This window comes from Williamsia herbipolensis (assembly GCF_036153515.1).
Classification (GTDB): Bacteria; Actinomycetota; Actinomycetes; order Mycobacteriales; family Mycobacteriaceae; genus Williamsia_A; species Williamsia_A herbipolensis.
The window spans coordinates 1,939,812-1,953,562 of the sequence record NZ_CP108021.1 but is presented as its reverse complement, the minus strand read 5'-3'; the positions used below and the strand labels follow the sequence as shown (position 1 = coordinate 1,953,562).

Genomic DNA, 13,751 nt, shown 5'->3' with positions numbered 1-13,751 from the left:
CGCAACGGTGGGCACAGGTCACCGGGGTTCCTAGCGTGACATCGTGCAGGACAGGGGTATCCGGTGACCGCGGACGCCGCGCCGGCGACGACGATCGTCGACGACGCGACGATCCACCCGCTCGACGATCCCGTCCGCTCATCGCTCCGCGGCGAACACGCACGTTTCGCCGAGTGGTCCGGGCGGATCGCCCGATACGACGACGAGGTCGCGGCCTTCGTGGGGCACCCGCCCGAGTTCGACGATCAGGACTGGACAGACCTGGCTGCACTGGTCGGCCCGTCCACACGGGTCGCGCTGCGGGGTCCGTACGTTCCGCCACCGGGATGGGAGGTTCTCGGCGAGTTCGGGTCGGTACAGCTCGAGGGTGCGGGGCTCGAGGTCGCGCCCGACCCCGAGGCCGTCGTCCTCACCGGCGACCACGTGCCCGCGATGCTCGACCTCGTCGCCCGGACCGAACCTGGCCCGTTCCGGACACGCACCATCGAGATGGGCACCTACCTCGGATTCCTGCACGACGGCCATCTGGTCGCCCTGGCCGGAGAGCGCATGCACCCCCACGGCTGGACCGAGATCAGTGCCGTCTGCACCGATCCGAGGTTCCGCCGCGGCGGTCTGAGCACCCGACTCGTCCGGGCCGTCGGCCACGGCATCCGGTCGCGCGGTGAGATCCCGTTCCTGCACGCCCGCGCCGACAACCACGACGCCATCCGTCTCTACGAGTCGCTGGGGTTCACGCTCCGCAAGCGCTCGGTGCTCACGGCGGTGCGGACGCCCGCCGGTCGTGCGCGCGGATGACGTCGATCGAGAACGCCGCCGCCTCCGGGGTGTACGAGTCGGTGGCCGATGCGATCGGGCACACACCGTCGCGACCGTGCGCAGCGGGCGCGAGTGATCGAGATCGGTGACGCTTCCCGGTTCTGATCCCACTGCGTGTGCGATCTGCGACAAGCGCCGGGGTGTCGGGTCTTTGAGCTGCCCGGTGATCTACAGCGACGAACAGGTTGTGGTCACGCATCGGCTGTCCCCGACTGACGGAATGTACGTTCCGGGTTACCTCGTCATCGAGACGCGACGGCACGCAGCCGGGCTGCCGTCGCTGGTCGAGTCGGAGGTGGCGGCCGTCGCGCGAGCTGCGTGGCGCATGTCGTGCGCGCTCGAACGAGAGCTGCACCCGCAGTTCGTCTTCTCCCTGATCGCCGGACGTAGTGTGGCGCACGTTCACCAGCATGTCTTCGTCCGGCCCCGGGGCACGCCGGACACCGTTGCTTGGACCGACGTGGATTCGTGGTCCGAACGTCCGCGGGTCACCGCGGCAGAGCTGGTCTCGCTCTGTGATCGGCTGCGATCGCATTCCCCCTGATCCTCGGCGGTCCCCGTCGAGGCCGAGCTGTCCGGTCGCCGGTTCTCGGCTGTGGACAACTCCTGCTGCGTAGCCAGTGTTGTCAGAGGAGGGGTGTAGCGTGTCTCGCCCTGTGGGCTGAAGAATCGAAATACACTCACGCTCAACAACATTCACCACAATTAATGGTTGCACACTGTTCGAACGTGTGTACGATAGAGGCATGAGTCGGGGGACACTGACCGAGATCGCCAACGAATTGGTCGATCAGTTCGGCTGCAGGGAAACAATTGTCGACGACGTCGACGAACTGATCGTCGATGGCATCCGGGGTGCTGTCGCGCTGCGAGCGGTCGCCGACGACCTGCTCGCACGTCTGAGTGATCAGGCCGAACGTGCCGGTACTGCCAAACGCGCCGGCATGAGGTTACGGGAGCTGTTGTGCGCCAATGGTGTCGCGTCCGCTGTTGCGGCGAGGGTGATCCGTCTCGGGCGTGCCATCGCTGTGCTGCCGGGCCTCGCTCGGCACAGTCGCGATGCCACCCTGTCAGCTGAACATCTCGATGCTGTCGCCCGCGGGGTTTCACATGTCGTCGGGCGGACCGGTGAGACGATCGACTCCGAGGCCATCGGCGAGGTGGAACGCAGTCTGATCGGATACGCAGTCGCCGGCAGTACGCCAGTCGAGATCACCGATCGGGCCCGGGCAGCGGCAATCGAGATGCGTGCCGAGAATCCCGACGACGACCCGGATCGGATACCGGCCGCTGAGGACACCACCCTCAACGAGCTCGGCTGGAACACCGGTGGCGACGGGCGCCTGCGCGGCGAATTCGACCTCGATACGCTGACCGCCGAACGGTTGATCACCGCCCTCGACACCGCATCACGCCCCCGCCCCGAGCCCGACGGCTCCGACGATCCACGACCGGTCGCACGCCGCCGCGCCGACGCGTTCGCACAGCTACTGGAGGTCGGGACCCGCGGACTCGGTCCCGACGCCCTGTCCGGGGCGCCACGCACCGAAATCCTCGTGACCATCCCCGTCCACGCCGACGTCGACGCTGCGACTGTGACCGCAGGTACCGCTTCGTTGACGTGGATGGGGCCAATCACCGAGCTGTCCGCGAAACTGCTGTCCTGCGACGCTCGGGTGACCGGCGTCGGAGTTGACCTCAACGGCGCGCCAGTGTCGGTGACGGCACCCGAGCCGCGGCTGTTCACCGGAGCTGCCCGCAGAGTCGTGCTCCTGCGCGACCGCTGCTGCATCAAATGCGGGGCACCCGCCTCGTGGTGCGACGTCCACCACATCATTCATTTTGCCGATGGTGGACCGACCGCCGTCGACAACGGATGTCTCCTGTGCCGCTCCTGTCACACCGCGGTCCACCACGACGGCTGGGACATCGTCATGGGCACCGACCGCCACCCCTGGCTGATCCCACCCGCCGGCGTCGACCCACACCGGAAGCCGCTACCCGCCTACAACAGAAGAACATTGACCGTGATGGAACCGACCGCGGCATAGCGCCGTCATAGAACCAACGCCCCGCCCACCCACGGGAGCGGCACGAACATTGACAACTCCATAGTGTGAGACCCATGGATCTGCAGCTGAACGGTAAGCGAGCGATCGTCACAGGTGGAAGTCGCGGAATTGGTCGGGCCATCGCGCGAACGCTCGCGGCAGAGGGCGCGAGCGTCGTGATCGCATCGCGTGGTCGGGAGGCACTCGACGCCGCGGCGACCGAACTGACCGAGCAGACCGGCGGTCGCGTCATCGGCATCACCGTCGACACGGGTGGTCAGGAGTCGGTCGACCGTCTGGTGGAACGAACCGTCGCCGAACTCGGAGGCGTCGACATCCTCGTCAACTCCGCCGCGACCCCGTGGAGCTCGGGCAAGCCCACCGACTTCGACTCGATCACCGATGACGTGGTGCGCGAAGAGGTCGAGATCAAGGTCCTCGGCTACCTGCGCACCGCACGTGCAGTCTCTCCGCACCTCATCGAGCAGGGGTGGGGTCGCATCATCAACATCAGTGGACTCGGCGCGCGGCAGGCGAACTCGATCGCCCAGACGATTCGCAACGTGAGTGTGTCCGCGCTGACCAAGAACCTCGCCGATGAACTGGGGCCGCACGGAGTCAACGTCACCGTGGTCCATCCGGGTCTGACCAGAACCGAACGACTCGAGGCCAGGCTCGCGGAACGGTCGGAGCGCGAGGGTGTTCCACTCGCGGACCTCGAGGCGGAGTTGGCGACGAACTCGATACGACGCGTCGTCGACGCTTCCGAGGTGGCCGATGTCGTCGCGTTCCTCGCGTCGCCGCGCAGCATCGCGATCACGGGCGACGCCATCGCGGCCGGTGGAGGCGTGCCGGGGCCCGTCTACTACTGACGTCGAGGCCGGCGCCCGCGCCGCTCGAATCGCGGTGGTTGGAAATATCGCGGTGCATCCGGTCCGCACGTACGTTTCTCCCCAGTCCTGAATGGAGAAACAACGACGTGACCGCTGTAATACCCGGTGACACTTCGCGTTCGCGCGATACCGCACCAGACGACGACGACCTTCCCGTCGCGGCAGAAGAACTGACCGTCGCACGGACCTGGCACCCGTGGCGATGGGTGATCAGTGCCGTGACGCTGATCCTGGCCGCGCAGTTCGTCCACGGTCTGGCGACCAACGCCGGCTGGGACTGGGGCACCTTCGGCGAATACTTCACCGCGAAGTCGGTGATCGCCGCCCTGTGGTTGACCATCCAGCTCACGTTCTGGGGCACCCTGATCGGTTTCGCCCTCGGGATCGCGCTGGCCGCGGCCCGGCTGTCGCACAACCCTGTGCTGCAGGTCCTCTCGTGGTTCTACATCTGGGCGTTCCGGTCCATCCCGCTGATCGTGCAGCTGCTGTTCTGGTTCAACATCGCCTACCTCTACCAAAGCCTGTCGCTCGGGATCCCCTTTGGTCCTGCGTTCTTCACGTTCAACGTGAACAGCGTCATCAGTGGGTCGACGGCGGCGATCATCGGCCTCGCGCTGCATCAGGCCGCGTACTCCGCCGAGATCGTGCGCGCCGGGATCATCTCGGTCGACCAGGGGCAGCTCGAGGCGGCCGCGGCCCTGGGCATCCCGAAGCGACGCGAGTTCGTCAAGATCGTTCTCCCGCAGGCCATGCGCGGCATCCTGCCCAATGCGGCCAACGAGGTCATCTCCCTGTTCAAGGGCACCTCGATCGTGTCCGTGATGGCGATCGCCGAGCTCTTCTACCAGGTCCAGGTCATCTACGGTCGCAGCGGACGCGTGGTACCGATGCTCATGGTCGCCACCGTCTGGTACATCATCCTCACCTCGCTGCTGTCGATCGTGCAGTTCTACGTCGAACGGCACTACGCCAAAGGCGCATTGCGCACCGTGCCGCTGACACCGATCCAACAGATCCGCGCCAAGCTCGCCGAGCTGCCGCTCTCACCACGGGGAGCGACCCGATGACCACTACTGCACCCGTCACCGCGGCAATCGAGCACTCGCGGTACGCCATCGAGGCCAGGGGTGTCCACAAATCCTTCGGAACGCTCGAGGTGCTCAAGGGCGTCGACCTGACTGTGCGCCCCGGGGAGGTCACGGCGATCCTCGGCCCCTCTGGCTCGGGCAAGTCGACGCTGCTCCGCACGCTGAACCACCTCGAGAAGGTCGACAGCGGCGTCGTCCGCGTCGACGGCGAGCTGGTCGGCTACCGCCTCAGGGGACGCAGGCTGCACGAGCTCAAACCCCGCGAGATCCTGCGGCAGCGCTCCCAGATCGGCTTCGTCTTCCAGAACTTCAACCTCTTCCCGCACCTGACCGTGTTGGAGAACGTCGTCGAAGCCCCGCTGTCGGCACAGAAGCGTAACCGCGCCGAGGTGGAACGCGAGGCACGCGAGTTGCTCGAACGCGTCGGCGTCGGCGACAAGGCGCACGACTATCCGCGACGGCTCTCCGGTGGCCAACAGCAGCGCGTCGCCATCGCCCGCGCCCTGGCGTTGCGACCCAAGGTGATCCTGTTCGACGAACCGACCTCGGCGCTCGACCCCGAACTCGTCGGCGAGGTCCTCGAGGTCATCCGCCAACTCGCCCGCGACGGCGCCACCCTCGTGATCGTCACCCACGAGGTGGGCTTCGCCCGCGAGGTCGCCGACTCGGTGGTGTTCATGGACGGCGGGCTCGTCGTCGAACAGGGTTCTCCCGCCGCGGTCTTCGACAATCCAGTCCACGAACGGACAAAGACTTTCCTCTCGCACGTCCTCTGACCATCCGCCTCCGATGTCGCCCTCCGAGAAAGCAGTTCCATGTCCAGGCCCACCCGCCGCCTCGCGTCCGCCCTCTCCGCATTCGCGGTCGTCGCCCTGCTCGCCACGGCGTGCAGCGAGCTGACCACCGACAACACCCTGACCGCGCAGGACGGCCAATCGTTCGACCTGTCGCCGCAGCAGTCCGGCCGGATCACCACCGCCAAAGTGGATTCCATCGCCGCCGAGCTGCCCGCGGCGATCCGGGACAGCGGCACCCTGCGCGTCACCGGAACGGTCGGCACCACGCCACCGTTGGCGTTCTACGCCACCGACAACGCGACGGTCATCGGCAGCGAGGTCGACTTCGCGCACCTCATCGGCGACGTCCTCGGACTCAAAGTGGTTCGTACGAACGGTGACTGGGCGCAGAATTTCGTGAAGATCGACTCGAACCAGGTGGATCTGTTCGTCAACAACGTGACGGTGACCGAGGAGCGCAAGGAGAAATACGACTTCGCCACCTATCGGCTCGACAACCTCGCGCTCGAGGTACCGAAGGACTCGACCTGGACCTACAAGGACCGCAAGGACATCGCGGGCAAGAAGATCGGCGTCAGCTCCGGGACCAACCAGGAGCAACTGCTCGTCGACTGGAACGCCCAGAACGTCGCCGAGGGGCGCGAGCCGGCGCAGATCTTCTACTACCAGAACGCCGCCGACTACTACCTGGCTCTGAGTTCGAAGCGCATCGACGGCTACCTCGGACCCAACCCGTCGGCGGTGTTCCACGTGGCCAGCAAGAAGGAGACCAAGATCATCGCGACCTATTCCGGCGCCGGTGACGCGCTGCAGGGCGAGATCGCGGTGCTGACGAAGAAGGGCAACGGAGTCATCAAGGCGGTGAACGACGCCCTCAACCACGTGATCGCCAACGGTGACTACAAGAAGGTCCTCGACCGTTGGGGCCTCGACAACGAGGGAGTGAAGAATTCGGTCATCAATCCGCCCGGCCTGCCCAAGAAGTCCTGATGTGCCGGACCTCACCGTCGTCCGGGTGCACCAGACCGACGCCCGAGCACAGCCGCTGCTGACCGAGCTGGCCGTCGAGTACAGCACCCGCTACGGCGGGTCCGCGGAGACGATGTACTCCGAGCTCGTCGACTACCCGGCCGCGGAGTTCGCGCCGCCGGACGGCGCGCTCGTGGTGCTCCTGCGCGGCGACGAGGTCGTCGCCGGCGGGGCGTTTCGCCGCTACGACCACGACACGGCCGAACTGAAACGGATCTGGACCTCGGCCGCCCATCGGCGCCAGGGTCTGGCCCGGCGGGTTCTCGCCGAACTCGAGCGCGCGATCACCGAACTCGGTTATCGCCGTGTCTATCTGACCACCGGATGGCGCCAGCCCGAAGCCGACGCGCTGTATCTCGCGGCCGGCTACACCGCCCTGTTCGATCCGACGGCCCCGTCCGTGGAGCATGTCCCGCACCCGTTCGAGAAGATGACCGGACCAGTGTCGCGAGCCGTCGGTGACTGACCCGTGTCAGCTCTGCGGGGCGGCCGCGACGGGGGTGGGCGACGAGCGCGGGGCGAGACGCGACACGATGCACCGCGCGACGTCGCGCACGGCCGACCGGTCGTGCGTGTAGTACCAGGCGTATCGGCGCGTGGCGAGGGGCCCGCTGTCGCCGAGGTCGCGGGCGACGATCGTGGCGGCGTAGTTCTGGGTCAGGATCGCCAACGCGAACTGGCCCGAGAAGCCGACGTTCGGGCCGATCGGACCGCGCACGCCGGGCACGTCGAACTCGCCGGCCCCCACGACCCCGACGAGGGTGTGTTTGCGGGCGAACTCGGCGTACTGGTGCCCGAACCGGGTCTGGAATGCGTCGGCGTTCTGCACCGCGACGACCATGCACCCGGGGGTGAAGAGCTGGTCGCCGAACGAGGTCACGGTATCGAAGACCCGCATGATGGTCGCGTAGTCGATGACCTGGGTCGGGAGCCGATCGAGGATGTCGGCCGGCGCCTGCAGGGGCGGCGGACCGGCCGAAAACGGCCGGATCATGCGGTGCGGGTCGGCGAGCGGCGGATCCGTCGATGGGTCGCCGGGGCGTCCGAGCAGGAAACCCTGGCCCAGGGTCGCGCCGACCGCTCGGGCCACGGCGATGTCGCCCTCGTCCTCGATGCCCTCGGCGAGAATGTGGGCACCGGTCTCCGCGGCGTAGTCGATGACGAACGAGATGGTGTCGTCGGAACCGGGCGCCGTCGGGTCGGTGATGATCCGCCGGTCGAGCTTGACCACGTCGGGGAGGATCAGCGGCAGCAGCGCCAACGATTCCGGGTTCGGGCCCACGTCGTCGAGAGCGATGCCGCAGTCGCGCTCGCGGGCCCAGTCGATGGTGGCCATCACCGCGGCCGGGTTCGCGAGGACGTCGCGCTCGGTCAGCTCGATGATGATCTGCAGGTCGTTGCTCGTGATCTCCCGGAACCGGTCCCCGGGGAAATGCCACGTCGGTGACGTCCCGAGCGCCGTGGGTTCCACGTTGATGAAGACGCTCAGCGGGCGGACGAGACCCTCACGCAGCGACGAGACGACCGCGGCGCGGCGACAGGCCCAGTCCAGTTCGGCGAGGCGCCCCGACCTGCGCGCATGGTCGAAGACCTCGAGAGGGGAGACGTCGGGCTCGGCGGGCCAGCGCGACAACGCCTCGTACCCGACGGTCGTGGAGGTCGAGAGGTCGACGATGGGCTGGAACACGGGCACGACCGGAGACGCCAGGGCGCGCTCGGCGCGCCGGTGGTCGTAGGTCATCGCAGGTCACGCCTGTCTCTAGCCGGTCTCCCGAACCACTGTTGATCATCGTTGTCGGCGACCGGTCGCGCAAGAACGTGCACGTCGGCGCGTGTCGCAATCGCACGTTCCACCGACACCGCCGAGTGGGTGCTCCCGCCGGGGCGGAGACCGGCCTCACGGCGGCGGGGGAGAAAAGTTTGGAACACTGGGGAGGTGACCCCGCCCCCCTCCTCGTCCGCAGCACCCACCACCGACGGCTCACCGGCCTCGACGGCCCGTTCGGCCGAGTTGTTCGCGCGGGCCAGTGGTGTCATCCCCGGCGGGGTGAACTCGCCGGTGCGTGCCTTCTCGGCGGTCGGCGGCACACCGCGGTTCATCACCTCGGCGCAGGGCTGTCGCATGACCGACGCCGACGGCACCACCTACATCGACCTCATCAGCTCCTGGGGTCCGATGATCCTGGGCCACGCCCACCCGACCGTGGTCGAGGCCGTGCAGCGCGCCGCGACCACCGGCCTGTCGTTCGGTGCCCCGACCGAGGCCGAGATCGAACTCGCCGAGGAGATCATCGGACGCGTCGCGCCCGTCGAACGGGTGCGACTGGTCAACTCCGGTACCGAGGCCACGATGTCGGCGGTCCGTCTGGCCCGCGGCTTCACCGGCCGCACCAAGATCATCAAGTTCGCGGGCTGCTACCACGGTCACGTCGACGCGCTGCTCGCCGACGCCGGCTCCGGCGTCGCGACGCTCGGTCTGCCGACCTCGCCCGGCGTCACCGGCGCCCAGGCCGCCGACACCATCGTCGTGCCCTACAACGACCTCGCCGCGGTCGAGGCCGCGTTCGCCGAGAACCCCGACACCATCGCCTGCGTGATCACCGAAGCCGCCGCCGGGAACATGGGTGCCATCGCCCCGGGCCCCGGGTTCAACGCCGGACTCAAGGAGCTGACCGCCCGCAACGGTGCGCTGCTCATCGTCGACGAGGTGATGACCGGGTTCCGGGTGAGTCCGTCGGGCTGGTTCGGCATCGACGGTGTCGCCGGCGACCTCTACACCTTCGGCAAGGTGATGAGCGGCGGCCTGCCCGCGGCTGCGTTCGGCGGTCGCGCCGACATCATGGGCCATCTGGCGCCGGCCGGGCCGGTCTACCAGGCGGGCACCCTGTCGGGGAATCCTGTCGCCGTGGCCGCCGGATTGGCCACACTGCGCACCGCCGACGCCGCCGTCTACGCCGCACTCGACGCCAACTCCCACCGCCTCGGCGACCTGATCACCGGTGCGCTCGACGCCGCGGGTGTCGGCCACCGCGTGCAGTACGCGGCCAACATGGTCAGTGTGTTCTTCACCTCCACCCCCGAGGTGGCGATCACCGACTACGCCGCGGTCAAGAGCAGCGAGACCTGGCGGTTTGCGCCGTTCTTCCACGCGCTGCTGGCACGCGGGGTGTACCCGCCGCCCAGCGCGTTCGAGGCGTGGTTTGTGTCGGCAGCGCTCGACGAGGATGCTTTCGGTGTCCTGGCCGACGCGATGCCTGCGGCGGCCGCCGCGGCTGCCGCGGCCACGTCCGGCGAGGAGCTCCACTGATGCAGCGCACCATCGTGCACATGATGCGACACGGCGAGGTGCACAACCCCGACGGCATCCTCTACGGCCGTCTGCCGCATTTCGGGTTGTCGACCACCGGCACCCGACAGGCCGGCCGCGTCGCCGACGAGCTCGCCGACCACGACATCACCGCCGTCTTCGCCTCGCCGCTGCAGCGCGCACAGGAGACCGCCACCCCCATCGCCGCGCGCCACGGGCTGTCGATCATCACCGACGAGGGCCTCATCGAGGCCGAGAACGTCTTCGAGGGTCTGAAGGTGTCGATCGGTGACGGCGCCCTGCGCCGCCCGCGGCACTGGCCGAAGATGCGCGACCCGTTCACGCCGTCGTGGGGTGAGCCCTACATCCAGCTCGCGCACCGCATGCTGGCCGTCGCCACCAAGGCCCGCGACGCCGCCCGCGGTCACGAGGCCGTCTGCGTCAGCCACCAGCTGCCCGTCTACACGCTGCGCCGGTTCCTCGAGGGCCAGCGCCTGTGGCACGACCCGCGACGTCGCCAGTGCTCGCTGGCCTCGTTGACCAGCCTCCTCTACGACGGCGACGCCCTCGTCGACATCGTGTACTCCGAGCCGGCCGGCGCGTCCGACCCCCTCGCCACGGGGGCGTGACCCCAGCTGTGAAGACAGGCGCGGTGCTCGCGGCCATCGTGGCGCTGGTGGTGGTCCTCGCCGGCTGCGGTACCGGTGACGACGCCGTCGCCCAGGGCGACACCTTCGAGTTCGTCTCGCCGAACGGTCAGACCTCGATCACCTACGACCCGCCGTCGGCGCGCAAACGCGTCGCCGACCTGCGCGGCGAGAACGTCGTCGACAACAGCCCGCTCGCGCTGTCGGATTTCACCGGCGACGTCGTGGTGGTGAACGTGTGGGGACAGTGGTGCGCGCCGTGTCGCGCCGAGGTCGGTGACCTCGAGCAGACCTTCGAACGGACCCGCAGCCTCGGCGTCGCGTTCCTCGGCATCAACTTCCGCGACAATCAGACCGACGCGCAGGACTACATCGCCAACAACAAGATCAGTTACCCCTCGATCTTCGACTACCCCGGCCGCACGCTGGTCCGCCTGACCACGCCGACCTCGGTCGTCCCGACCACCGTCGTCCTCGACCGCTACCACCGCGCGGCCGCGGTGTTCCTGCGGACGATCTCCGCCGAGGAACTCGAACCGCTGGTCCGTCGCCTGGCCGCCGAGCCGTACGACGGTCCCCAGGCATCGACGCCCTCGACGGCGACGGTGCCGTCGTGAGCACCGTGGTGCTGGCCTCGGGTATCGGCGAGACCTTCGCCTCCACCGTCAGCACCGGCCCGATCCTCCTGGCGCTCGGCGCCTGCGCGCTCGCCGGACTGGTGTCGTTCGCCTCGCCCTGCGTGGTGCCGCTGGTGCCGGGCTACCTGTCGTATCTCGCCGGGCTCGTCGGCGCCGAGGCACCGCCGGTGCGCGCGGGCGAACCGAAGACAACCGGCCGGGCCCGGGTGGCCGGTGCCGCACTGCTGTTCGTGCTCGGGTTCACCGTCGTGTTCGTGCTCGCGACCGCCACCGTCTTCGGCATCACATCGGCGTTCGTGCTCAATCGCGATGTGCTGCAACGCATCGGCGGTGTCGTGACCATCGCCATGGGCCTGGTGTTCATCGGTCTCGTCCCGATGTTGCAGCGCGACGCCCGATTCCATCCGCGGCTGGTGTCGAACCTCGTCGGCGCACCGCTGCTGGGCGCGGTGTTCGCGCTCGGCTGGACGCCGTGCCTGGGTCCGACGTTGGCCGCGGTCATCGCGACCGCCAGCGGGACAGAGGGTTCCACGGCCGTCCGCGGGGTCACCCTGATCATCGCGTACTGCCTCGGGCTCGGCCTGCCGTTCGTCATCCTCGCGTTCGGGTCGGCCAGCGCACTGCGCGCCGTGGGCTTCATGCGTCGCCACGCCCGCACCATCCAGATCGTCGGCGGCGTGCTGCTCATCGCGGTCGGCATCGCACTCGTCACCGGTATGTGGGACTCGTTCGTCACCTGGGTGCGCGACGCGTTCGTCACCAATACGGAGTTACCGATATGACCGACACCATCGTCCGCGACGCGACCCCCGCCGCGTCGTCACCGCCGCCGGTGTGGAAACGACGCCTGCTGTGGCCCGCCCGCAACCTGTGGCGCTCGCTGACGTCGATGCGCACCGCGCTGGCGTTGCTGTTCCTGCTGGCGCTCGCCGCCGTCCCCGGCGCACTGCTGCCGCAGCGTTCGTTGAACTCGCAGAAGACCCAGGCCTACATCGACGACCACGGCTTGCCGGCCCGGATCCTCGATCGCCTGCAGTTCTTCGAGGTGTTCTCCAGCGTCTGGTTCACCGCGATCTACGTGCTGCTGTTCATCTCGCTGGTCGGTTGCCTCACCCCGCGCCTCATCGAGCACGGCAAGGCCCTGCGTGCGACACCGGTCGCCGCGCCCCGCAACTTCACCCGCCTGCCGCGCCACGACCGCCACGAGGTCGACGGTGCGCCTTCCGAGATCGCCGACCGCGTGATGGGCAACCTGCGCGGCTGGCGACGCATCCGGACCACCCGCAGTGTCACCGGGCCCGACGGCGAGCAGATCGAGATCATCGAGATCTCCGCCGAGAAGGGCTACCTGCGCGAGTTCGGCAACCTGGTGTTCCACTTCGCGCTGCTCGCGCTGTTGGTGTCGATCGCCGCGGGGAAGATGTGGGGCTACGAGGGCACCCGCATCCTCGTCGCCGACGGCCAGCAGGGCCTGTGCAACACCTCGACCGCGGTCTACGACTCGTTCCGCGGCGGCAACCTCGTCGACGGCACCGACCTCGCGCCGTTCTGTGTGCAGGTCGACGACTTCACCGCCAAGTACCTGCCCAGCGGGCAGGCCGACATGTACTCCGCCCGCGTCGACTACCAGGCCGGCTCCGACCTCGAGGACGACCGCACCAAATCGGCGACCCTGAAGGTCAACGACCCGCTGCGTGTCGCCGGCGACCGCGTCTACCTCCTCGGCCACGGCTACGCGCCCACCTTCACCGTCACCTTCCCGGGCGGGGAGAAGCGCACCCAGACCGTGCCGTTCACCCCGAACGAGGCGGTCACGCTGCTGTCGTCGGGTGCCGCGCGCTTCGACACCCCCGCCGGGCTGTACCCGAACGCCGATGTCCGCCGCAAGAACCAGATCGCCGTGGAGGGCCTGTTCGCACCGACCGCGCTGCTCACCGGCGCGACCGGTTCGCTGCTGTCGTCGTCGTTCCCCGAGGCGCGTGACCCGCAGGTCGCGATCCGCATCTACAAGGGCGACACCGGCCTCGACACCGGGCGCCCGCAGAACGTCTACTCCCTCGACCAGAACCTCATCAACCAGGGCCGGCTGCTGCAGAAGGCGCAGGTCAACCTCGCGGTCGGGCAGTCGAGCACCATCGACGACGGCACCACCGTCCGCTTCGACGGCTACCAGCAGTGGGTGTCGCTGCAGGTCAGCCACGACCCCGCGCAGCAGTACGTGTTGATCTCGGCGATCGCGATGCTCGTCGGGCTGCTGGTGTCGCTGCTGATCAAGCGACGTCGGGTGTGGGCGCGGATCACCCCCGCGGATTCCTCGCGCCTGGATTCCGCCGCGACCGACAAACGACTTACAGTAGTAGAGATGGCGGGTCTCGCCCGGACCGATCAGGCCGGGTGGGGCGAGGGCTTCGGTGACCTCGTCCGCAGACTCCTCGAGATCGACCCACCCGGCGCACGCACCACGCGCACCGGCGAAAGGTGA

The 13,751-nt window shown here is 68.4% G+C and carries 14 protein-coding genes; 13 read left to right on the top strand and 1 reads right to left on the bottom strand.

What is annotated here, in order from left to right; translation table 11 throughout:
* Positions 1-63: 63 nt before the first annotated feature.
* The 8 genes from OG579_RS08745 to OG579_RS08710 all read left to right on the top strand — a co-directional run bounded on the left by OG579_RS08745 (position 64) and on the right by OG579_RS08710 (position 7,143).
* Entirely contained in the window at positions 64-798 is a 735-nt protein-coding gene (locus OG579_RS08745) for a GNAT family N-acetyltransferase (RefSeq protein ID WP_328858816.1), read from the top strand.
* 184 nt (positions 799-982) lie between these two features.
* Positions 983-1,363, top strand: a complete 381-nt coding sequence (locus OG579_RS08740; RefSeq protein WP_328858815.1) for an HIT domain-containing protein — start codon at positions 983-985, stop codon at positions 1,361-1,363.
* 202 nt (positions 1,364-1,565) lie between these two features.
* Entirely contained in the window at positions 1,566-2,870 is a 1,305-nt protein-coding gene (locus OG579_RS08735; RefSeq protein ID WP_328858814.1) for an HNH endonuclease signature motif containing protein, read from the top strand.
* Positions 2,871-2,944: 74 nt separating this feature from the next.
* Positions 2,945-3,742: an SDR family oxidoreductase gene (locus OG579_RS08730; RefSeq protein WP_328858813.1), complete on the top strand. Its 798-nt coding sequence runs from the start codon at positions 2,945-2,947 to the stop codon at positions 3,740-3,742.
* A gap of 191 nt (positions 3,743-3,933) precedes the next feature.
* Positions 3,934-4,830, top strand: a complete 897-nt coding sequence (locus OG579_RS08725) for an amino acid ABC transporter permease (RefSeq protein WP_328859198.1) — start codon at positions 3,934-3,936, stop codon at positions 4,828-4,830.
* Positions 4,827-5,627 carry an amino acid ABC transporter ATP-binding protein gene (locus OG579_RS08720; RefSeq protein WP_045823921.1) on the top strand — a complete coding sequence of 267 codons (801 nt, stop codon included), beginning with the start codon at positions 4,827-4,829 and terminating at the stop codon, positions 5,625-5,627. Before OG579_RS08725 ends, OG579_RS08720 begins: the two co-directional genes overlap by 4 nt.
* Before the next feature lie 39 nt (positions 5,628-5,666).
* Positions 5,667-6,638 carry an ABC transporter substrate-binding protein gene (locus OG579_RS08715; protein ID WP_328858812.1) on the top strand — a complete coding sequence of 324 codons (972 nt, stop codon included), beginning with the start codon at positions 5,667-5,669 and terminating at the stop codon, positions 6,636-6,638.
* A 1-nt stretch (position 6,639) separates the two neighbouring features.
* A complete protein-coding gene (locus OG579_RS08710) occupies positions 6,640-7,143 on the top strand; it encodes a GNAT family N-acetyltransferase (protein WP_408068769.1) in 504 nt (167 codons plus the stop codon).
* A gap of 6 nt (positions 7,144-7,149) precedes the next feature.
* Here OG579_RS08710 and OG579_RS08705 read toward each other — a convergent pair whose 3' ends face one another.
* The gene (locus OG579_RS08705) at positions 7,150-8,418 is read right to left on the bottom strand and encodes an EAL domain-containing protein (RefSeq protein ID WP_328858810.1); all 1,269 of its coding nucleotides are present in this window, start codon (positions 8,416-8,418) and stop codon (positions 7,150-7,152) included.
* Between the two features lie 195 nt (positions 8,419-8,613).
* Here OG579_RS08705 and hemL point away from each other — a divergent pair, with 195 nt between their 5' ends.
* The 5 genes from hemL to resB are packed head-to-tail and all read left to right on the top strand — an operon-like array spanning position 8,614 to position 13,751.
* Complete coding sequence (gene hemL, locus OG579_RS08700) at positions 8,614-9,984, top strand: glutamate-1-semialdehyde 2,1-aminomutase (RefSeq protein WP_328858809.1); 1,371 nt, start codon at positions 8,614-8,616, stop codon at positions 9,982-9,984.
* Positions 9,984-10,613 carry a histidine phosphatase family protein gene (locus OG579_RS08695; protein WP_045823918.1) on the top strand — a complete coding sequence of 210 codons (630 nt, stop codon included), beginning with the start codon at positions 9,984-9,986 and terminating at the stop codon, positions 10,611-10,613. Before hemL ends, OG579_RS08695 begins: the two co-directional genes overlap by 1 nt.
* Positions 10,610-11,248 carry a TlpA family protein disulfide reductase gene (locus OG579_RS08690; protein ID WP_328858808.1) on the top strand — a complete coding sequence of 213 codons (639 nt, stop codon included), beginning with the start codon at positions 10,610-10,612 and terminating at the stop codon, positions 11,246-11,248. The genes OG579_RS08695 and OG579_RS08690 overlap by 4 nt, the downstream gene beginning before the upstream one ends.
* On the top strand, positions 11,245-12,051 hold the full coding sequence (locus OG579_RS08685) for a cytochrome c biogenesis CcdA family protein (RefSeq protein ID WP_328858807.1): 807 nt from the start codon (positions 11,245-11,247) through the stop codon (positions 12,049-12,051). Before OG579_RS08690 ends, OG579_RS08685 begins: the two co-directional genes overlap by 4 nt.
* A complete protein-coding gene (resB, locus tag OG579_RS08680) occupies positions 12,048-13,751 on the top strand; it encodes a cytochrome c biogenesis protein ResB (protein ID WP_328858806.1) in 1,704 nt (567 codons plus the stop codon). The genes OG579_RS08685 and resB overlap by 4 nt, the downstream gene beginning before the upstream one ends.

Excerpts from the sequence above, each read along its gene's own strand:
- OG579_RS08735 (WP_328858814.1), top strand. The coding sequence starts at position 1,566 with ATGAGTCGGGGGACACTGACCGAGATCGCCAACGAATTGGTCGATCAG.
- OG579_RS08730 (WP_328858813.1), top strand. The coding sequence starts at position 2,945 with ATGGATCTGCAGCTGAACGGTAAGCGAGCGATCGTCACAGGTGGAAGT.
- OG579_RS08720 (WP_045823921.1), top strand. The coding sequence starts at position 4,827 with ATGACCACTACTGCACCCGTCACCGCGGCAATCGAGCACTCGCGGTAC.
- OG579_RS08715 (WP_328858812.1), top strand. The coding sequence starts at position 5,667 with ATGTCCAGGCCCACCCGCCGCCTCGCGTCCGCCCTCTCCGCATTCGCG.
- OG579_RS08705 (WP_328858810.1), bottom strand. The coding sequence starts at position 8,418 with ATGACCTACGACCACCGGCGCGCCGAGCGCGCCCTGGCGTCTCCGGTC.
- OG579_RS08695 (WP_045823918.1), top strand. The coding sequence starts at position 9,984 with ATGCAGCGCACCATCGTGCACATGATGCGACACGGCGAGGTGCACAAC.
- resB (WP_328858806.1), top strand. The coding sequence starts at position 12,048 with ATGACCGACACCATCGTCCGCGACGCGACCCCCGCCGCGTCGTCACCG.